This is a genomic window from Stutzerimonas stutzeri, assembly GCF_024448935.1.
Taxonomy (GTDB): domain Bacteria; phylum Pseudomonadota; class Gammaproteobacteria; order Pseudomonadales; family Pseudomonadaceae; genus Stutzerimonas; species Stutzerimonas stutzeri_AO.
Genome location: NZ_JAMOIE010000003.1, coordinates 63,327 through 83,622, shown reverse-complemented (window position 1 = coordinate 83,622; position 20,296 = coordinate 63,327). Strand labels below are relative to the sequence as shown.

Here is a 20,296-nt window from a genome sequence, read left to right as displayed (position 1 = left end):
AATCAATCGCTGTTCTTCTTCCTGTCGGTTGCCGTTGCAGGGGCTGTTCATGGCTGCCAATCCTCCAGCTACTCCTGCAGCAAAACGTGCTGTGCGGGCAGCCCGTTGCGCAAATACTCGTCCAGGGCAAACGTTCTGACACCCTCGACATATGCGCCCACGGCGGCATGAGCGGCGATGCTTTCGGCCGTCCGCTCGGAGCCTTTGTTAGGCGACGCCCTGGAGTTTATTGGCAAGATCCCGTCCGGAGGTCGCCGGTGGCAAGTTCCGGCCCTCGCTTCGATATAGCGCTATGGTTTCTTCTACAATTTGGCACAATTCATGGAATACGGCCTCCTCATCATCGCCGTGGCAGCCACCGTACAGGAGGCCCGGCGAACTTCCGACGTAGCACTCGCCTTCCTCTGACCACTCAACAATCTTCATATACCGTGCACTGTCTCTCATGACTGAACCTCTTCAATTGCCTTCTCCACCGCTCGCTCCTGGTAGCGCTTGGCGTCGTCTCCTGATTTGCCCGACAGGGTAATGGGTCGGCTTGCTCGTGGATGCACAAAGTTTCGGTGGCTACCCTTACCTCCGCGGCTTTCGAAGCCTGCCCTCTCCAGCTGCGCTAGATCTCACACTTTCAGTGGCACCCTTATGTTCCTTCATCTATGTTCCTTCATCGCGTGTCGCCTACGCTCTGTCTGAAAAACGTCCGGTCATCGCATCATGGAGGGCGGCAATCAACCGCTGTTCTTCCTGTAGGTTGCCGGGGCCGTTCATGGCATGCGCCGGCCGCTGGCGGCGCTGCGACAGCTTGTATAATTGCTTCTCAATGGCATGCAACGGCAGCTGTCCCGGCTTATGACGCCGCATCTGACGGAGCAACCAGCGTCTGGAAAAGGGCTTTTTGGTCGAATGACGCACCAAAAGCGCTAGTAGCCGCTCGGCAACGGGAAAACCGGCTTCGGCGCCCGCCAGTCCGTACAGCATTCTGCACGCGGCATCTTCAAGCTTCGGCGAAGAGCTATGGTGCTTGCCCTTGAGCTCATGCAGGAAGACCCCCAGATGCAACGCCATCGATATGACCGGGTCGCCCTCCAGGCTCATCTGCCCGCAATCGATGGCCCGCAGTGGCGCCTGCAAGTCGGGTGACACCATGACATTGCCAGGATGGAGATCAAGATGACTGATACCGGCATCGCGCAGCGATACAAGCATGTCGCAAAACTTAAGCAATAAAGTTCTATGCAGCGTCGCATTATCTTCATGCGACCTCCAGACAACATTGAAAGGCTGCCAGTCCTCCAGATATTCCTGGAGCAGAACTTGCTGTACTGGCAGACCATTGCGGAAATACTCGCCAAGGGCAAACGTTTTGACGCCGTGTGGCGTGCGCTCCCACAAGGCCAAGTTATAGGCCAGTTCAGCGGTGCCGTGACTGTACCCCACCAGCGGATTGCTCTGCCCCAACAGCGCGCCCAGACGCTTGCGCGGCATTAATGTCAGCTGTTTAGCGAAATAGCGAGGTGTAACCGGTAGTGCTGAAGGAGCGAGGCGATAGCACCGACGTGATTTGATGGCTTTCTCACGCAGCAGCGTCACGCCTGCTGAATGGCCTGTCTGTAGATAATCATCGAGCAGCTGTGCTGGCGCACGAGCGCTATCCTCAACCAGCCACCACTGCCACCCCGAGGCGGAAAATGACATGGGCCCATCGAAGCGAGCGGTCAAGAAGCGCGGTCTCAGCCACTCTGTAGCGACCCGTCCTGCACAACCTGTCATGACATTGGCTCCCTGCCACCCTTACGGGTGTTTGCTCAATTCCGATTTCGGGCGTAATGCGGTCATACGTTTCAGGTTCCATGCCGGGCATACCAGCGTCCATTCACCGCTGACCTTTTTCACGCCACGCAGCGAGAATTGCGTAAATCCCAACACCGATTTGAGGATGCCGAACACCGGTTCCGCCGTTGGTTTGCGCGGTGCATGCCATTCTCGACCCGCCCTGGTTTGCAGCTTGTGCGCCATGCGCTGCCAGCCAGTCGTCGATAGAAGGTGGCAGCAGGCAGCTGGTCTGGCGATCAACTGGGCGGACGGAAACGGCTGATGCTGGTTCTCACTGAGGGCAGACCACCGTGATCACGAAAACAGAATACAAGGGGAAAGCCCGACAGGCTGCTAGTGTCCGACACTGCGCCCGTTACTGACGTCATTCTCCATTGGTGCGTCCAAGGAGGGTAATCGGTCGATACTTGCTCGCATATCCGCTGACTGGCTGTCTCTCCAGGTCCGAAACGCCTGCAACTCGCCAGACCACTTGCGGATTATCCAACCCAATACTGCCAGATCATCAACGAAGCCAAGACCGGGAATCCAGTCTGGGATAGCGTCCAAGGGGGACAGGAAATACAACAAGCCAGCCACCGCAGCCACCAGTGCGGGCCTGCTGACCTGCCGATATTCGCCTCGCCACCACGCCACGCATAATTGTTGCAGCAAACCAAGGTCTTCACCCAAACCTTTCATCAATCCACCCTGAGCCGAGCGTTTGCGCGCGACCGCAAGCAGCACGATGGGCAACCGGCCACGAGCGAGCACGCGTTGCGCCATCGGTAGGTATTTAAAGAAATTCGAAAACATTTTCATCAGATACTCCGATTAGAGCAGCGTTGTTCATTCTCTTGAAAATATCCACAGAACCTGTGGATAACCTTGTGAACAACTGCTGGATGACTGGCTGGGAAGCCCGCGTGACTTGGCCGCTAAACAGATCGGCGATTTTTTACTCAGCGCAAATAACTCTTTTTAAATCAGTAAGTTATAAAAGTAAAACGAATTGCTGTGCGCGTATTATGGGTGTTGGCAGACAGGACGCTGATCGATGTGAATAACCGTAACATGTCAACGTCTTTTTAAGGTCGATTCGGCCTCAAGAAGTGGATAAAGCTAGCTGAGCGTTCTAGACATGATGTTTTGACCTGCCCGTCCTCAACGATCGTGGGTTACCGTTGAGGATGGGTATAACCCCCTTGAGCAGAGCCACCTTGAGGAGGGCAGGTCATGGCCAAGTTTAACGCTGATCCGCTTCAATTCACACCGTCGGTGCTCCCGTAGAGCCGGAACAAGCAACGATTCATAGCGCTTATGTCGGCCTGGATGTGCAAAAAGAGACGATTGCGATTTTACGAAGGTGAGATTGCCAATACGCCCAAGCGGGTCGAGCGCAAGATTCACCAGCTCAGCGATCGTTATGGCGGGGGCCTGCTGCAATTTGTCTATGAGGCCGGTCCCTGTGGGTATGAACCAAAAACCAAGGTTTTATCGAGCCGTTGCATAGCCTGCTGTAATTGGCGTATAAGCATATAAGCGCACAAGCACCTATTGACAGAGAACCCCATGAATACGATTCGCTGGAATGTCGCTGTCTCGGCCGACACCGACCAGTCCCTTCGCATGTTTCTGGCCAGCCAGGGTGGCGGCCGGAAAGGCGACCTGTCGCGCTTCATCGAGGAAGCGGTACAGGCACACATCCTGGAATTGACCGCCGAACAGGCCAAGGCAGCTAACGCCCATCTGAGTGAGGCAGAATTGACCGAAGCGGTTGACGAAGCGCTCGACTGGGCACGTAAGCGCTGATGCGGGTCGTGTTGGATACCAACATCCTGTTCAGCGCCCTGATCTCACCGCACGGTGCGCCCGATACGATCTATCGCGCCTGGCGGGCGGCACGATTCGAGGTCGTCACCTCGCGGATGCAACTCGATGAAATCCGCCGGGCCATCCGCTATCCCAAGCTCAAGGCCATCCTACAGCCCGCCAAAGTAGGAGCCATGATCAATAACCTGCAACGGGCTGTGGTACTGAAGCGTCTGACCATCGAGATCGAAGCCGATGATCCGGATGATTCGTTTCTGCTGGCCATGGCCCTGGCAGGCGATGCGGACCACCTGGTGACTGGTGATCGCCGCGCCGGCCTGTTGCAACGCGGGCACATCGAACGTACGCGGATCGTCACGCCCGCCGTGTTCTGCCGAGGTGCTGTGATCGATGCCGGTCGGTTTTCTGACTCAGGAGCAACGCGACGGCTTTGGTCGCTATGTTGATGCACCCAGTCGTGAAGAGCTGGAACGCTACTTCCACCTGAGCGATGAAGACCGTGAAGCCGTCCAGGTGCTACGAGGCGACCATAACCGTCGGGGCATGCCGTTCTGCTGACCACCGTCCGCTACGTGGGCGTTTTGCCGGACAAGCCCGCCGCCGTGCCGGTGGAAGTCCTACATGTGCTTTGTCGCCAATCGGCAATCTCCGATCCGGACTGCCTTCAGCGCTATAGCGATCATCGCCGCTGGATACATGCGGCCGATATCCAGGAACGTTATGGCTATCGCCATTTTACTGACCCTGGTGTCGGCTTCCGCTTGAGTCGTTGGCTGTATGCGCTCTGCTGGACGGGCACCAACCGGCCTGGCGTGCTGTTTGAGCGCGCCTCTACCTGGCTGCTGACCCACGAAGTCCTCCTGCCTGGCGTTTTTCTCAACTGGAACGCTTCATCGCTCTACGAGCACATCAACATGCTCGGGCGGTATTCGTTCGCGGTGCCTGAAGAGGTGGCCCGAGGGGAGCTGCGGCCGCTGCGCAATCCCGATGATGAACTGTAATGGGTCACACACCTGTTCTGCAACGCGAGCGCAGGCAGTCCGCAAGTGTGTCGCCTGCCGGATGTCAAAACGGGGTTAGGCTCCCTTTCTGCTTGCGGTGCTCCCCACACTGCGGAGGCAGGGCTTACGTTGGTTTTCGCTTCCATTGCACCTCAAGCCTCCTCCCTCCCCTCAGTGAACAGCCTGGCCATGTCCGGGGAGAAATGAGCAACATTGATCCTTGTGTGATCGGACTGATCGCGTTCGACAGCGAAGGCTGATCCAGGCATCAGGAGAACGTCGCGCTTTGCCAACCTGGCGATGAACGAGGTCAAGTCCGCCATGTCGGGGTGACGGACCCAGAGAAACATGCCACCGTCTGGGACTATGTCGAAGCGCCAGCCCTGCTGGGTCAGAGCCTTCTGTGCCCGCTTCTGGTGAGTCATCAGCTGCTGCTGGACGCTCTTCATGTGCCGGAGGTATGTGCCGTCGACGAGAACAGTGTTGACGAAACGCTCACAGAAGCCAGGCACAGCTACTGAGGTGAGCAGCTTGAGGCGAGTAAGTGGTTCGATCAATTCCGCCGCGCATGCGATATAGCCAACCCTCAGAGAGGCAGACAGCAACTTCGAAAAACTGCCGATATAAATAACCTGATCAAGACTGTCGAGCTCGGCAAAGGTCTGCCTGTTGGCCGGGCTGAAATCGCCATACACATCATCCTCAATGATCAAGAAACCGTGCTCCACGGCCAGACGCAGGACGCTAAAGGCGTTACGAGGGCTGAGATTGCCCCCCGTGGGGTTGTGATAAGTGCTGTTGCAAAAGAACGTGTTCTTGAGGCGTGACAGCCCTTGGGTAAGGTTGACCTTCCAGCGCAGCCTGCGGTCTTTGTGGCGCTGCTCGATAACCGGCTGCAGCAGGAGGTGGTGCATCACCAGCGCCAGGTTCTTCAGCAGTTGCTTGGCGTGAAAGTCCTGCTTCACGGCCACCACGCTGCGGCCGCTGAAGTTGTCCAGGCACAGGGTCTGCTTGAGGCGGCGGTAGTCCGTCTCGATGCCCCAGCGGCGGTGGTAGAGATCCGCGAACACCGCCACAGGGAAGGTCTGCCGATCCAGCAGGGAGATCACCAGCACTTCGCTTTCGCCGCTCGCCAGCTCGACCCGAACCAACCGCAACTTGAGCAGGGCCGCGGGATCGACGCCGGCCTCGGTACAGGCGCAGTCGCGGATAAATCTGGCCGGATCAATAGTTGTACTCGCGCCTGTCCATCGTCCTTGCCATTGCTGATCGAGTTTCTGCAAGTTTGAGCAGGCTGCCGTTTTTATGGAACATCCGGGCTGATTGGCAGGAAAATTACGGTGTAGAGCCCAAGCACGCCAAGCGCAAAGACCGATGCGCCAATCCACAAAACCGACAGTGCATCAGCTTGCATTCGCCCGCTTTTCACCCCGTTGGCGCTGCGGGTGTAGCGTCGCTGTTGGGTCGTCCAGATGCCCAGTGCAGTGGCTAGGGCTAGCGCGACCAACACCGCGACGAAGGTGCCGTGGTAAGGCATCCAGCGCAGAAACAGCGCACTTACTGTAATCATCGTCAGCAGGGTCCGGCCCCAGGCCAGCGATGTACGTTCGGGTTGCAGACCGTGATCTTCATGCAGCGATGGCGGCGCTGGTTTGGGCTCCAAACGACGGCCGAAGGAAATATGCATCGGTGTTCGATCAGTTGCGTAACGCGATGAAGGCGATCAGTACCAGCGTCACCAGTGTTCCGCCAATGGACAGGATCGGGATCAACAGTGGAAACGGCAACGGTCCCTGGTGACGCATTGCGCGCTCGATGGTCAGCCAGCGAAAGCAAGCCGTCGAGCTGATGAACATCGCCAGCAGCAAAAGCGAAATCGACAGGACCTTGCGTATCTCCAGCGGAAATATTTCGCTGGCGAATGCCTCGACCGCGACACCACCCGCCAATACCGCCAGGGACGTTCGTATCCAGGCGAGAAAGGTCCGTTCGTTGGCCAGGGTAAAGCGCGGATCGGGCTCCTTTCCGCCAGACAGCAACCTGTGACTCCAGCGACTGCGTTCCATTGTGCTGATGCATCTCCTGTCGGAAAGTTAGGTAGATCATTCAAACAGAAACGATGCCGCGCTGCAGGTTCCGTTGAATATGCCTCGCAGTTCAACCGATGTCGTACGCTTGACATTTAGATACGGGTGGAATCAGCGTGGAGCTATCGCTTCCCGGCGCGCCAGACGATGCATTTGAAGCGCAAGGCGGCTGATGCGCCCGAGGAGGCCAGGACCGTTGCCTGGAAAGCCCAGAAACGCAGGCTGCACTCAGATGCGGAATTGACGCACCAATCCACCCAGACGCTCACCGACATTGGCCAGGTTGCGTGCGGTCTGGGCGCCCTGCTGGGTCTCTTCCGCAACGTTCTCAACGGCTGTGGCGATTTGATGGACGCTGCGGTTGATCTCTTCAGCCACTGCGGTCTGCTCTTCCGCCGCGCTGGCGATTTGCGCGTTCATGCCGTTGATGGTGGCGATCAGGTGGGCGATGGCATCCAGCGAAGCGCCTGCCTGGTTGGCCTGGGCACTGCTGGCATCACCCGCTTCACTGGAACGGCTCATGGCGGCGACGGCCTGTTTGGCGCCGGTCTGCAGGCGATCGATCATGCCCTGGATTTCCTGGGTGCTCTGCTGGGTGCGGCTGGCCAGCGCACGAACCTCGTCGGCTACGACCGCAAAGCCACGCCCCGCCTCACCGGCGCGCGCCGCCTCGATGGCAGCGTTGAGCGCCAACAGGTTGGTCTGCTCGGCGATCGAGCGGATCACATCGAGCACACCCACGATGGCATGCACGTCCTGCTGTAGCGCATCCAGCGAAGTGCCGCTGCTGCGGATCTCTTCGACCAGCGAGTGAATCTGGCGAATGCTGGAATCCACCACGGCTTTCGCCTGTTGGCCTTCCTGATCAGTTTGTTGTGCAGCTTCAGCGGCGCCTTGGGCGCTATGGGCGACTTCCTGCGCCGCGGCCGACATCTCGTTGATTGCCGTGGCGACCTGATCGGTTTCCTGGCGCTGGGTCTCCATGGCTTTCTCGGAGCGCTGTGCCTGGGAAGCGACCTCGGCAACCATGCCGGTCAGTTGGCCGGTCAATTCCGCGACCTGGCTGACCATGCTGTGGATCTTGCCGACGAAGCGGTTGAACGAGCCGGCCAGCTGGCCCAGTTCGTCACGGCGATCTTCCGGCAGGCGGTGAGTCAGGTCACCATCACCAGCAGCGATGTCATCGAGCTGGGCGCGAATGACCTGGATCGGCTTGACGATGGAGTTGCTGATCACCACGCCAGCGATACACAGCGCCGCCAGCATCACGCCAGCGATGACCAGAATGCTGGTAAGGATCGAGTTGACCCGGCCATCGATTTCCGCCCTCACCTCGCTCAAGGCCGATTCGATATTGTCCAGGTTGATCGCCGTACCCAGCGCCAGGTCCCACTTGGGCAGGTAGTAGCTGTAGGCAAGTTTCGGCACCGATACCTTGTCGTTACCGGGCAACGGCGATGAGTAATTCACGAAGTAGGTGTTGTTTTTCGCTACGGCCACCAGTTCACGGTTGATGTAGACGCCGTAGGAGTCGCGACGGTCGCTCAGGTTGGAGCCCACATCCACCGGACTCTCGCCGCGGAACAGCCGAACCACATTGGAGTCATGGCCGAAGAAGTAACCGTCTTTGCCGAACTTGATCTTCTTGAGGATGGCGATGGCCTCGGCACGACTGGCCAGATCCCCTTGCGCGGCCGGCTCGTAGAGGTGAGCCACGCTGCTCACACCAATCCGCATGTAATCCTCGAGTCGTGTCCGGGCATCGTCGATCATCCGCTCGCGGGCGGTATCGACCTCTTCTTCGGCCGAGGAATTGAGGATCCGGGCTGCCGCACCGCTTAAAACCAACGCGAACAGCGTGACAGGCACCAGTGCGAGAAGCAGGATTTTGATTTTCAGCGTGAGACGCATGAAGTGGCATCCAAGAGGGGTGAGTACTGATGAGTCATCGGCTGACCGGGCGGGAACTTGACGCCGATTGAACGTCTCTGGTCGTTCAAGCGACGAACAGCACACTTTCCGGAAAATAGCCTTCGCCAACGCTTCCCTTCTCAGCCCTGACTTTCCTGGAGCCGCGGACAGCCGATGCCGAGTGCCTCCCTCAGTGCGCAATTTTCGTGCGTGCGGCAACCTGACGCGTCTATTTCTCGACCGTTTTCCAATATCTCAGCAAAGGCTCTACAACGGCCGTTTCGCTTGATCTTCATGGGCTTTTCCACCCGTCCGGATGGGTTGTTGGAACGGACAAATGGCGAAACTTTTCGAACAACCTTGAGTCTTTGATTAACAGACCCAGGCACTGGGAGTGCGCGCTGAAAACTGTTCGCAACTCCGCAACAGAGCCGCGTTCAGGCTGGTGCGTGACGTCCGAGAACGCGCCAACGGCAAGTGTTCGGTAGGCGGCGGCTCGCCGCAACATTTACCGTTCGAAGGACGACTGTCAATTGTTCAGGGATAGGGAAAAAGAACGATGCTCTTCAATTCGATGGTGTTCATCGCCGGGTTTCTTCCGGTGGTGCTTTTGGGCTTCATTCTCCTCGCAGGCTCCGGTAGACAACGTTACGCCGCGATCTGGCTGACACTGGCATCACTGGTGTTCTATGGCTGGTGGAACCCCGCTTACGTGCCGCTGCTGGTGGGCAGCATGGTGGCCAACTACCTGATCGGTGGTTACCTGATGCGACGGCCCTCGCGGAGCCTGCTGGTTCTCGGTGTGGCGGCCAATGTCGCGTTGCTGGGCTACTACAAGTACACCGGCTTTCTCTTTGGCACGCTCGACAACGCCTTCGACCTCGGATGGTCCGTGGGCGACATCATCCTGCCGCTGGCGATCTCGTTCTTCACCTTCCAGCAGATTGCCTATCTGGTCGACGCGCACGATGGCGAGGTCGTCGAGCATGACTTCGTCAATTACTGCCTGTTCATCAGCTTCTTCCCGCAGCTCATCGCCGGCCCCATCACCCATCACGGCGAGATGCTCAAGCAGTTCAACGACAGCAGCACCTTCCGCCCGCGGCTCGACAATATCTCGCTGGGGCTGACCGTATTCCTGCTCGGCCTGTTCAAGAAGGTGATCATCGCCGACCCGCTGGGCGCCAATGCCTCGCCAATCTTCGCGGTCGCCGCCGACGGCACGGTGCCGGCGCTCTACGACGCCTGGTACGGCGCGCTCAGCTATACCTTGCAGATCTACTTCGACTTCTCCGGCTACAGCGACATGGCGATCGGCCTGGGATTGCTGTTCGGCCTGCGCTTGCCGGTGAACTTCAACAGTCCCTTCAAAGCGCACAACGTTATCGATTACTGGTCGCGCTGGCACATGACGCTGACGCGCTTCCTCACGGCCTACATTTATAACCCCATCGTGATGCGCATCACCCGCGCACGGATGGCCGCCGGTAAGCCGTTGCCGCGGCGAGGCAAGATGAGCCTCGGGACCTTTGTCGTGCTGATCGCCTACCCCACGGTATTGACCATGTTCATCTCGGGCGTCTGGCACGGTGCGGGCTGGCAGTTCGTGGTGTTCGGTCTGTTGCACGGGTTCTACCTGGTCGTCGTCCACGGCTTCCGCGCCTACAAGGCGCGCCGTGGTTTGCCGCTGGACAGCGACAAGCTCTGGCACCACGCCGGCGCAGTCCTGTTGACCTTCCTCTGCGTGGTCGTGGCGATGGTGTTCTTCCGGGCCAGCAGCGTGACCGCGGCGATGGCGATGCTCTCGGGCATGGCTGGCTTGAGCGAGCTGAGCACCAGGTTCGACAAGTCCGACTACCTCACCGTCGCCGTACTGCTCGCCTTTGTCTGGTTCATGCCCAACGTGCAGCAGTGGATGGCCGGCTTCCGCACTGCCCTGGACGCCCAACCGCGCGAGAACTGGCTGCTGCGCTGGTTGCCGATCGCGGTATGGAGCCCGACGCCAGCCATCGGCTTGGCCGTGGGCGTGCTGAGCTTCTTCGCCCTGGCCGTGGCGTTTTCCGTGGCCCCTACCGAATTCCTCTATTTCCAATTCTGAAACCGTCTACACGTAAGGAGTGACACGCTAATGGATCAGCTTCTCTGGTTAGCGCAACACCCTGATCTTGGCAGCGCCATTGGCGAGGCCAAACGCGAAGCCGACCCCTTCACGCGCCTGGATCTGGCCGCGAAGCTGGCCGGCTACCGCCGCGATTTCACGCTCACCACCCGGCTGGACCGGCTCGCAAGCGAAGGCTTGCGCGCGCTGGCGAACGGCGAAACGACCAACAACGGGCTGCGACCATTGCGCATCGCCCTGCTTTCATCGCATACCGTCGATCATCTGGTGCCGGCGATTCGTGTCGCGGGCCTGCAGCGTCGCCTGGCGCTCTCGGTGCACGTCGCGCCCTATGGCATGTACCGTCAGGCGCTGCTGATGGACGACGCCGAGCTCGCCAACTTTGCCCCGCAACTGATCGTCCTGGCGCTGGATGCGCGAGACGCGCCACTGCAGTTGCCGCTCGAAGCCTCGCAGGCAGACGTCGACGCCGCGGTCGCCGAACGGGTCGACGAATTGCGCCTGCTCTGGCGCCGGGCACGCGAGCGCTATGCCGCCCAGGTCGTCCAGCAAACCATCGTGCCCGCCGACCCTCCGATTTTTGGTTCATTCGAAGCGCTGGTTCCGGCCTCACCCTACGCACTCATCGATCGCCTCAATGCGGCCATCCGTGCTGCAGCCCGAGAAGATGGCGTACTACTGATGGACCTTGCCTGGGAAGCCGCCCGTGGCAGTTATGGCGACGGCCTGGCTGAACCGGTGCGCTGGCATCAGGCCAAGCAATTGGTCAGCCCGAACCTGGCGCCGCTGTATGGCGACCAACTGGCTCGCATCGCCGCCGCCAGCATCGGTCTGTCGCGCAAATGCCTGGTGCTGGACCTGGACAACACCCTGTGGGGTGGCGTGGTCGGCGACGATGGCGTAGACGGCATCCACCTCGGCCAGGGCTCGCCCAGTGGCGAAGCCTTCCTCGCCTTCCAGCGCTACGCAGCACAGCTGGCGCGCCGCGGCATCATTCTCGCGGTGTGCAGCAAGAATGATCTGAGCGTGGCCGAAGCGGCGTTCAATCATCCCGAGATGGCGCTCAAGCGCAGCGACATCGCGGCCTTCGTCGCCAACTGGGAAGACAAGGCTGGCAACCTGCGCCGCATCGCCTCGATGCTCGACATTGGGCTCGACAGCCTGGTGTTCGTCGACGACAACCCCGCCGAGCGCGACATCGTGCGTCGCGAGCTGCCGGAAGTCGCGGTGCCGGAACTGCCGGATGACGTGGCCGACTACCCGGCACGCGTCGCCGCCGCCGGGTACTTCGAGGCCGTCTCCTTCACCTCGGACGATGCCACACGCGGGCGCAACTATGCCTTGAACGCTGAGCGCAAAGCCGCGATGAGCCAGGCCACCGACATGGAAGGCTATTTGCGCGGCCTGGAAATGGTACTGACCGCCACCCCGATCGGCGCTGCGGAGCTGGCCCGCAGCACCCAGCTGATCAACAAGACCAACCAGTTCAACCTCACTACCAGTCGCTACAGCGAGGCGGAAGTCGAGCGCATCGCCAGCGACCCGCGCTGCGTGGCGCTCGCCATCCGACTGGCCGACAAGTTTGGCGACAACGGGTTGATCAGTGTGGTACTGGCGCGCCCGGACGAGGCTATCGCCGCAGATGAACTGCTTATCGACAGCTGGCTGATGAGTTGCCGCGTGCTCGGTCGACAGGTCGAAGACGCGGTGCTCGAGGTGCTGATCAACGCCGCCAACGCCGCCGGCTATCGCGCGCTGATCGGTGAGTACCGGCCGACCGAACGTAACGGCATGGTCGCCGAGCATTACCCGCGGCTGGGCTTCGTCCAGCATCCCGCGCTCGCTGACAGCAGCCGCGACGCCACCTTCTGGCGTTACGAATTCACCTCCCCTCGCACACCCTGCCATTTCATCGAGGTATCGGCATGACCGAAGCAGAAGTACTCAAGCAACTCACCCCGGTTTTCCATGATGTGTTCGATGACGACAGCATTGTGCTGTCGCCAGAAATGACCGCCAACGACATCGAGGGCTGGGACAGCCAGACCCACGTGATGCTCACGGTCGCCGCCGAACAACGCTTCGGCATCAAGTTTCGGACGGCGGAGCTCGAGTCGCTGCGCAACGTCGGCCATTTCGCCCAGGTCATCAGCGCCAAGCTGGAGGGGAAATAATTCATGATCCAGACAGCAGATGTGCCCAGGGACGGGAGCAATGCCGAACAGGGAGCAACCCGCGCGGCCAGCGTGCCGGGCCGGGTACGTTCGCGGTATCTGCTGTCGTTGTTTGCCGGGCTGTTCGGCGCACTGGCGATATTTTGCCTGACGCTGTTCGCGCTGAACCGGACCGGCAACCTGCCACCCCCGGCGTTCTCCAATATTTCCTGTGTCGATGAAAAACTGAGCTTCCTGCGCGACAACCCGATCCAGTCGCCGAATCTGCTGATCATCGGTTCTTCCGTGGCCTGGCGCCACGTGGACGGCCAGGTGCTGACCGAGGCATTGCCCGGGGTGCGCCCCATGAACGGCGCGTTCTGCGGGTTGTTCGCCAACCAGTCGACGTACGTAGGGCACTGGTTGCTCGACCGACAGCCGAGCATTCAGAGCGTAGTGATGATCGCCGATCCGCAGGATTTCGCCGGTTGCTGGCGTGTGCCCACCGCCGTGTTCAACCGTGAGCACGTCGACCCTTACGTCTATGAAAACGCCTCGCCCTGGGGCCACTACATGCGTTACTTCTCACCGAAGTCGCTGGCGCGCAACGCGTTGACGGTCAAGGCTCAGCGCGCCGGAGAAATCGAGTGGGACCCGCTCGTGTTCAATCGCTTCGGTGATGGCCCGCTGGACACGAGCAATACCCGTGAGCTGCTGTACGGTCGCCCGGACCCGTTGGATGCCAGCTGCTTCGCGGCATTGCGCGGAATGAGCGCGCGCCTGGCGCAGGAAGGCCGGGAGCTGATGGTCGTCTCCACGCCGCTGCACCCGCAGTGGAAGGAAAAGTACGATCCAGACGGTACGTTCCTGGCCGACTTCGACAAGCGAATCATGGACATCCTCAAAGCCACCGGTGGCACCTACTGGAACGCCGACAAAGACTGGAGCACGCCGGTCACCTCCTTTGTCGACGCGGTACACATGCGCTGGTCGGTGGTCCAGGAATTCACCGCAGCCCTGGCCGAACAGATGCGTGACGCCGCCATTGCACCTGCGCCATCAGCGGCTCTGGAAACCGCCAAACTGCCCTGATTGGCGGTACACGAATGGAAAAGCCCGGGCTGTCTGCACATGCCCGGGCTATTTGCTCACCACGATCGCTGCTACGCCGGCATCACCCGCCCGCGGCACTCGCCAAAGCCGATGGATGCCTGTCCGTCCCGACGGCAGCGTGCCTTGAGGATGATCTCGTCACCATCTTCCAGAAAGGTGCGAGTTTCGCCGCCGGGCAGTTGCAACGGCTGCTTGCCGCCCCGGGTGATCTCCAACAGGCTGCCAAGGCTTTCAGGACTGCTACCGGACAAGGTGCCGGAACCGAACAGGTCGCCGGGTTGCAGGCTGCAGCCGTTGACGCTGTGGTGCGCGACCATCTGCGCCACGGTCCAGTACATATTCGTCGTGCTACTCAGTGCGATGCGCTGTGCAGGCTGGCCCTTGTCGCGCATGGCCTCGGTCAGCAGCAATACTTCGAGTTCGATATCCAGCGCGCCCTGCTGCTGGTCCTGCTCATCAAACAGGTACGGCAGCGGCCGCGGATCGCCTTCGGGCCGCGCCGGTTGCGCACAACGGAACGGCTCGAGTGCTTCCGGCGTTATCACCCATGGCGACACCCTGGTGGCGAAGCTCTTCGAGAGGAACGGGCCAAGCGGCTGATATTCCCAAGCCTGCAGATCGCGCGCCGACCAATCATTGAGCAGGCAGAACCCGGCGACGTGACTGCTGGCTTCGCCGATCGGGATCGATTCGCCACGGGCATTGCCTGCACCGATCCAGATGCCCAGCTCCAGCTCATGGTCAAGCCGCTTGCTCGGGCCGAAGCTCGGCTCGCTGGCTCCCGGCGGCAGGGTCTGGCCGTTGGGACGCCTGACGGTTACGCCGGACACGTCGACCGTCGAGGCACGCCCGTGATAGCCGATGGGTACGTACTTGTAGTTGGGCAGCAAGGGGTGGTCGGGCCGGAACAGCTTGCCGACGTTGTTGGCGTGATGGATGCCGACATAGAAGTCGGTGTAGTCGCCCACCTTGGCCGGCAGATGCATCTGACAGCGGTCCATGGGCTGCAGCAACGACTCGCCCATGCCCTGCAGCCGGTCACGCTGCGCGCTGCCCTCGCCGAGCAGATCCAGCAGTTCACCTCGCAGCGCTTTGCGGGCAGGCGCTCCGAGCGCAAAGAAGGCGTTGAGGCTGCTGTCACCAGCCGCTTTGGCCGCTTCTAGGGCCTGGCCGTCGAACAAGCTGGCCTCGCAGGCGGCGCGTAAGTCGAGAATGTAATCACCGATGGCGACGCCACCGCGTGGCTGGTCGCCGTCACGGCTGAATACGCCCAGAGGCAGATTGGCGAGGGGGAAATCCGAATGGCCATTGGCCGACGCGACCCAGCTGCGTTGCTCTTGTTGTGCGGTCATGTCATTTCCCGTTTTTATCGAATGTCTTGGTCAGGCCGGCCCAGCAGCTGTCGTAATCGCTCTGCAGCTGCGGGCTTTCCAACGCCTGACGTGTGGCACGGAGCACCTGGCCGGTCTCGAACATAAAGGCCATGGTGTTCTCGATCTTGTGCGGTTTGAGTTCGGCCTTGATCGCCTGTTCAGTGGACACATGATCCGGGCCGTGGGCGCTCATGCAGTTGTGCAGCGAGGCACCGCCCGGCGAGAAGCCATCGGCCTTGGCGTCGTAGGCACCATCGATCAGCCCCATGAACTCGTTCATCAGGTTGCGGTGGAACCATGGCGGGCGAAAGGTGTTCTCCGCCACCATCCAGCGCGGCGGGAAGATCACGAAGTCGATATTGGCCATCCCATGAATGGCACTGGGTGACGTGAGCACGGTGAAGATCGACGGATCGGGATGATCGAAACTGACGGTGCCGATGGTGTTGAAACGGCGCAGGTCGTATTTGTACGGTACGTGGTTGCCATGCCAGGCGACCACGTCCAGCGGGGAGTGATCCAGTTCGGTTACCCAGAGCTCACCGAGAAACTTCTGCACCAGCTGCACCGGCTCGTCGCGCTCCTCGTAATGCGCAACCGGCGTCAGGAAATCGCGCGGGTTAGCCAGACCATTGCTGCCGATCGGCCCCAGGTCGGGCAGGCGCAGCGCACAGCCATGGTTCTCGCAGACATAGCCGCGCGCCGTCGAATCCAGCAGCTCGACCCGAAAGCGCATACCACGCGGAATCACTGCAATCTCCAGTGGCGCGACCTCAAGCACACCCAACTCCGTGACCAGCTTCAGCACACCCTGCTGCGGCACGATCAACAGCTCGCCATCGGCATTGAAGAACACCCGTTCCATCGACTGATTCGCCGCGTACCGATAGATGCTCGCCCCGTCAGGCTGGTTGGGTTCGGCATTGGCCACGATGCACGTCAGGCCATCGAGGAAATCAGTCGCGACCTCGGGAAAGGGCTGCGGATTCCAGCGCAGCCGATTGGGCGTGATTGGGCCCAGCTCCGCGCTGAGTTGCCGCTCCAGGCGCTGGTATTGCCCGTGGTGGGCCGATGGTCGAATACGGTACAGCCAGCTTCGCCGTGCTTCGCTGCGCGCGACCGTAAACGCGGTGCCGGAGAGCAATTCGGTGTAGAGGCCATAGGGGACCTTTTGCGGCGAGTTCTGCCCGACCGGCAACGCACCGGGCAGAGCCTCGCTGCTGAATTGGTTGCCGAAGCCGGACAGGTATCGAGAGGTTTCGCCCGTTTGTTGTTGTGGATGCATAGCCATCTCTCAGTTCGCGTAATGCGTTTACGCAAAAAGTAATTTGAACTCACCAGGGCGTCAAGTTATAAACAGCGCCTCGATAAGCGAGCCCGCACGACAGGCATTTGAATTCATGGCAGACAGCAACGCGGACACGGTGCCACGGCGGCAGAAAGTACAGGCCGCAGAGGTAGGCACTGACATCCTTACGGCCCTGGCCGAACTGGCCCCGGCGACCTCCCTATCACGCCTGGCCGAACATGTCGGGATGCCTGCCAGCAAGGTCCATCGCTATTTGCAGGCCCTGATGGCCAGCGGCTTCGCTGAGCAGGACCCGTTGACGAACCATTACGGGCTGGGCCGCGCCGCGCTGTTCGTGGGGTTGGCCGCGTTGGGCCGATTGGATGTGGTCAAACTGGCAACACCGCATCTGGCGCAGCTGCGCGATGAACTCAACGAAACCTGCTTTCTTGCGGTATGGGGCAACCGAGGTCCGGCTGTCGTGCATGTCGAGCAAGCCGTGCGCGCCGTCACGCTGGTAACGCAAGTGGGCTCGGTGCTGCCTTTGCTGGGCTCATCCACCGGGCTGGTGTTCAACGCCTTCATGCCCAATGCCGAAACCGCCCAGTTGCGCGAAGCGGAACTGCGGCTTCCCTCGGCGCCCACCCCTGCCGCCCTGCTCGCCGCCATGAGCGAACTGCAACGCACCCACATTCAGCCCGTGCATGGCCTGTTGATGGCCGGCGTCAACGCCCTCTCCGCGCCACTGTTCAGTGGCGACCAGCGGTTGGCGGCTGTGATCACCATCGTCGGTGGCGAGCCCGGCTTCATGGCCGAAGCGGATGGCGCGGCGGCGGAGCGACTACTGGCGGTTGCGCGCACGATCAGCGCCCGGATGGGTGCCTAACGGCAAACAGGACGAACGGCAGCAGCGGATGCTCCTGCGTCAATGGCGCAAATTGACCGGTGGCTGGCAAAGGTCTAGCGTTCGTCTGTCTTTTCCAGACCCGGAGGCATCATGGATATTCAAATCCGACCGCTTACGTCATTCGAAGGCAGCAGCTGGGAGGTTCGCTTGGACCGAAACAAGGTCACGTTTCGCAGCGAGTCCGAGGCCCGAGCTTTCGTTCAGCTCCTCGAGTCGCGCCTATCGGCGCCCCATCAACTCCCCGACGTCGCCACCGACCTTCAACTCCACAACCGAGCTGGCTGATCGCATCAGGCAGGGTTGCCTGTAGCAATGCCAGCAGCCCTGCCTTCCCGTGGCTAACGCCCGCCGGAACCAACCTCAGATACGCAGCGCGACACCCAATCGCAGGTTCGCGGCCAGGCTCGTAACTGCCGCGAATGCCGACATAGCCGGGAATGTTTTCGAAATCTTCGTTGCTGGCGTGATCCAGGTACTGCTTGTCGAACAGGTTCTTCAGTGTCAGGTTGAATACGAGGCGGCCATCGCTCAACGCCGACCACTGGGCATAAGGGTCGTGCACGCCGTAACCGGGTCGAGGGTGCCCACACCGGTCCGCAGCGAATCGACAGCCGTGACGGAGCGGCCCCTGCCAGCCGTAGCTCTGCCTGTCAGTCGCGCGGGATTCGGCAAAACCGATCCAGGTGTCACCCTGGGTCGTGCCCAACCCGTTGTGCTCGTAGAGATTGAGCCCCTCACCGTCCCGCTCGACATCGTTGTGGTGGCAGCTCAGCCCGACGCTCGCCTGCTACCAGTGCTAGGCGCTCTGCAACTGCCGCCTTGTACGTGGAGAACAGTCACCTCGCTACCGCTCAGCTCCAGCGGCTCCGTGGTTTGCGCGTACAGCTGGCAGGGCATGGCGCCGATCCGCGCAGCGAGCCGAGCAGCGATAGTTGTCCAAACCGCTCATCCAGTTTGGTGGCATTTGCCATTGTTGCGGGCTCCTTGCAGCGCCACTATCCGGACACCTCAATAACAACAAGCTCCAGGAGCCAGCCATGCGCGACCATGCCACTGCGGCCAGCGAATTCGACTTCCAGCAGACGGTCTCGGCCATCCTCAGCGGTGATCTCTCCGCCATGAATGCCTGCGTCGAGTGTTGTGACCGTCACGCCGATTCGGACAAGGTCGCGCTTATCTGGGAAGGCCGCGATGGCCAGCGTGCCAGCTGGACCTTCGCCCAGCTCAAGGAAGCCGCGGCGCGCTTCGCCAACCTGCTGGACAGCTATGGCATCAAGCCGGGCGATACCGTTGCCGGTCTGTTGCCGCGCACCCCCGAGTTGCTGATTACGATTCTTGGCATATGGCGCGCCGGCGCTATCTATCAGCCCCTGTTTACCGCCTTCGGCCCGAAAGCGGTCGAGCATCGGGTCAAGGAATCCGGCGCCAGGCTGGTCGTCACCGATGCCGCCAACAGCGAGAAGCTGGACGCTGTCGAAAGCGCCCCGCGCCGCCTGGTCGTGGGCGATGGCGCCGACGACTTCTGGACCCAGGTCAATCGGCAATCGAGCGCATTCGAGCCGGTCCTGCTGGCGGGTGATGCACCCTTTCTCGCCATGTTCACCTCCGGTACCACCGGGCCGGCAAAGCAGCTGCACGTGCCGCTCAAGGCCATTGTTGCGTTCGTCACCTATATGCGCGATGCAGTCGACCTGCGACCCGAGGACAATTTCTGGAATATCGCTGACCCGGGCTGGGCGTACGGCCTGTATTACACCGTCACCGGGCCACTCGCCATGGGCCATTCGACCTTGTTCTACGAAGGCGGCTTCACCGTCGACAGCACCTGTCGCATCGTCAGTGAATACAAGATCACCAACATGGCCGGCTCACCCACCGCGTTCCGCCTGCTGTTGGCGGCCAGGGACGAGGTCGAGGGCCAGATCAAGGGGCGCCTGCGCGCCGTGAGCAGCGCAGGCGAGCCGCTTACCCCCGAGGTGATCCGCTGGTTCAGCAGCGGCCTTGGCTGCACGATCCACGACCATTACGGACAGACCGAACTCGGCATGGTCCTGTGCAACCACCACGCGCTGAGCCATACCGTGCGCATCGGCACGGCGGGCTACGCGATGCCCGGGCACCGCGTCGTGGTGATCGATGATCAACAACGCGAGCTGGAGCCCGGCAAACCGGGAATGCTCGCGCTGGACCGCAACCAGTCTCCCCTGCTCTGGTTCAACGGTTATGCGGGCACCCGCACCAAAGCCTTCGTGGGGCATTACTACCTGAGCGGCGACACCGTCGAGCTCAATGACGACGGCAGCATCAGCTTCGTTGGTCGCGCCGATGACGTGATCACCACATCCGGCTACCGGGTCGGCCCTTTCGACGTGGAAAGCGCCCTGGTGGAACACCCGGCCGTGATCGAGGCAGCCGTGATCGGCAAGCCTGATCCGGAGCGCACCGAACTGGTGAAGGCTTTCGTTGTGCTGCATGCGAGCCACAAGGCCGACCAGGCATTGGCCGACGAGCTGCAACAACACGTGCGTCAGCGCCTTTCCGCCCACGCCTACCCGCGCGAAATCGAGTCCGTCTGCGAACTGCCGAAGACCCCGAGCGGAAAAATTCAGCGATTCCTGCTGCGCGACCGGGAAAAGACAGCGCAGCAACCCACAACAGCAGCGGCGAGCTGAACCCAGACAGTCGGCACCTTGCAACCT

16 protein-coding genes and 5 pseudogenes are annotated in these 20,296 nt (G+C 60.9%); 10 read left to right on the top strand and 11 right to left on the bottom strand.

Going from position 1 to position 20,296, the window contains the following annotated elements:
• Positions 1-443: 443 nt before the first annotated feature.
• From NA637_RS25600 to NA637_RS01600, 4 genes and pseudogenes are all read right to left on the bottom strand, one after another.
• The gene (locus NA637_RS25600; RefSeq protein ID WP_423836693.1) at positions 444-608 is read right to left on the bottom strand and encodes a type II toxin-antitoxin system HicA family toxin; all 165 of its coding nucleotides are present in this window, start codon (positions 606-608) and stop codon (positions 444-446) included.
• A 70-nt stretch (positions 609-678) separates the two neighbouring features.
• The gene (locus tag NA637_RS01610) at positions 679-1,695 is read right to left on the bottom strand and encodes a hypothetical protein (protein WP_256070684.1); all 1,017 of its coding nucleotides are present in this window, start codon (positions 1,693-1,695) and stop codon (positions 679-681) included.
• A 96-nt stretch (positions 1,696-1,791) separates the two neighbouring features.
• A pseudogene (locus tag NA637_RS01605) lies at positions 1,792-2,022 on the bottom strand (transposase); the annotation flags it as partial.
• Positions 2,023-2,166: 144 nt separating this feature from the next.
• Positions 2,167-2,634, bottom strand: a complete 468-nt coding sequence (locus NA637_RS01600) for a YkvA family protein (RefSeq protein WP_256070682.1) — start codon at positions 2,632-2,634, stop codon at positions 2,167-2,169.
• 750 nt (positions 2,635-3,384) lie between these two features.
• Here NA637_RS01600 and NA637_RS01595 point away from each other — a divergent pair.
• From NA637_RS01595 to NA637_RS25465, 3 genes and pseudogenes are all read left to right on the top strand, one after another.
• Positions 3,385-3,624, top strand: coding sequence for a ribbon-helix-helix domain-containing protein (locus NA637_RS01595; RefSeq protein ID WP_256070680.1), 240 nt, complete (start codon positions 3,385-3,387; stop codon positions 3,622-3,624).
• Positions 3,624-4,019, top strand: a pseudogene (locus tag NA637_RS01590) (putative toxin-antitoxin system toxin component, PIN family); the annotation flags it as partial. The gene NA637_RS01595 and the pseudogene NA637_RS01590, both read left to right, overlap by 1 nt.
• 16 nt (positions 4,020-4,035) lie before the next feature.
• Positions 4,036-4,585, top strand: a pseudogene (locus tag NA637_RS25465) (DUF4158 domain-containing protein); the annotation flags it as partial.
• 213 nt (positions 4,586-4,798) lie between these two features.
• On the opposite strand, the pseudogene NA637_RS01575 reads toward NA637_RS25465, so the two are convergent.
• The 5 genes and pseudogenes from NA637_RS01575 to NA637_RS01555 form a co-directional block, all read right to left on the bottom strand.
• Positions 4,799-5,452: pseudogene (locus NA637_RS01575) on the bottom strand (aminotransferase class I/II-fold pyridoxal phosphate-dependent enzyme); the annotation flags it as partial.
• A gap of 3 nt (positions 5,453-5,455) precedes the next feature.
• A pseudogene (locus NA637_RS01570) lies at positions 5,456-6,034 on the bottom strand (transposase); the annotation flags it as partial.
• Positions 5,950-6,333 (bottom strand): DUF202 domain-containing protein, encoded by a 384-nt coding sequence (locus NA637_RS01565; RefSeq protein WP_256070676.1) that lies wholly within the window; start codon positions 6,331-6,333, stop codon positions 5,950-5,952. The gene NA637_RS01565 and the pseudogene NA637_RS01570, both read right to left, overlap by 85 nt.
• A gap of 10 nt (positions 6,334-6,343) precedes the next feature.
• Complete coding sequence (locus tag NA637_RS01560) at positions 6,344-6,712, bottom strand: YidH family protein (RefSeq protein WP_256070675.1); 369 nt, start codon at positions 6,710-6,712, stop codon at positions 6,344-6,346.
• Positions 6,713-6,961: 249 nt separating this feature from the next.
• Positions 6,962-8,644, bottom strand: coding sequence for a methyl-accepting chemotaxis protein (locus NA637_RS01555; protein WP_256070673.1), 1,683 nt, complete (start codon positions 8,642-8,644; stop codon positions 6,962-6,964).
• 559 nt (positions 8,645-9,203) lie between these two features.
• Between NA637_RS01555 and NA637_RS01550 the strand changes: the two genes are divergently transcribed.
• Genes NA637_RS01550 through NA637_RS01535 form a run of 4 tightly spaced genes read left to right on the top strand, consistent with a single transcriptional unit; the run spans position 9,204 to position 14,008 of the window.
• On the top strand, positions 9,204-10,742 hold the full coding sequence (locus NA637_RS01550; RefSeq protein WP_256070672.1) for an MBOAT family O-acyltransferase: 1,539 nt from the start codon (positions 9,204-9,206) through the stop codon (positions 10,740-10,742).
• A 30-nt stretch (positions 10,743-10,772) separates the two neighbouring features.
• The gene (locus NA637_RS01545) at positions 10,773-12,692 is read left to right on the top strand and encodes an HAD-IIIC family phosphatase (protein WP_256070671.1); all 1,920 of its coding nucleotides are present in this window, start codon (positions 10,773-10,775) and stop codon (positions 12,690-12,692) included.
• Positions 12,689-12,937 (top strand): acyl carrier protein, encoded by a 249-nt coding sequence (locus NA637_RS01540; protein WP_019339589.1) that lies wholly within the window; start codon positions 12,689-12,691, stop codon positions 12,935-12,937. Before NA637_RS01545 ends, NA637_RS01540 begins: the two co-directional genes overlap by 4 nt.
• A 3-nt stretch (positions 12,938-12,940) precedes the next feature.
• Positions 12,941-14,008 carry a hypothetical protein gene (locus NA637_RS01535; RefSeq protein WP_256070670.1) on the top strand — a complete coding sequence of 356 codons (1,068 nt, stop codon included), beginning with the start codon at positions 12,941-12,943 and terminating at the stop codon, positions 14,006-14,008.
• A gap of 71 nt (positions 14,009-14,079) precedes the next feature.
• Here the strand turns inward: NA637_RS01535 and fahA are convergent, their stop codons facing one another.
• Both fahA and hmgA read right to left on the bottom strand, forming a co-directional pair.
• Entirely contained in the window at positions 14,080-15,381 is a 1,302-nt protein-coding gene (fahA, locus tag NA637_RS01530; RefSeq protein ID WP_256070669.1) for a fumarylacetoacetase, read from the bottom strand.
• Between the two features lies 1 nt (position 15,382).
• Positions 15,383-16,687: a homogentisate 1,2-dioxygenase gene (gene hmgA / locus NA637_RS01525; protein WP_256070667.1), complete on the bottom strand. Its 1,305-nt coding sequence runs from the start codon at positions 16,685-16,687 to the stop codon at positions 15,383-15,385.
• Positions 16,688-16,802: 115 nt separating this feature from the next.
• Between hmgA and NA637_RS01520 the strand changes: the two genes are divergently transcribed.
• From NA637_RS01520 to NA637_RS01510, 3 genes are all read left to right on the top strand, one after another.
• Positions 16,803-17,576, top strand: coding sequence for an IclR family transcriptional regulator (locus NA637_RS01520; protein ID WP_256070666.1), 774 nt, complete (start codon positions 16,803-16,805; stop codon positions 17,574-17,576).
• A gap of 111 nt (positions 17,577-17,687) precedes the next feature.
• Positions 17,688-17,882: a hypothetical protein gene (locus NA637_RS01515; protein WP_256070664.1), complete on the top strand. Its 195-nt coding sequence runs from the start codon at positions 17,688-17,690 to the stop codon at positions 17,880-17,882.
• A gap of 752 nt (positions 17,883-18,634) precedes the next feature.
• Positions 18,635-20,269 carry an AMP-binding protein gene (locus NA637_RS01510; RefSeq protein WP_256070663.1) on the top strand — a complete coding sequence of 545 codons (1,635 nt, stop codon included), beginning with the start codon at positions 18,635-18,637 and terminating at the stop codon, positions 20,267-20,269.
• Positions 20,270-20,296 lie beyond the last annotated feature (27 nt).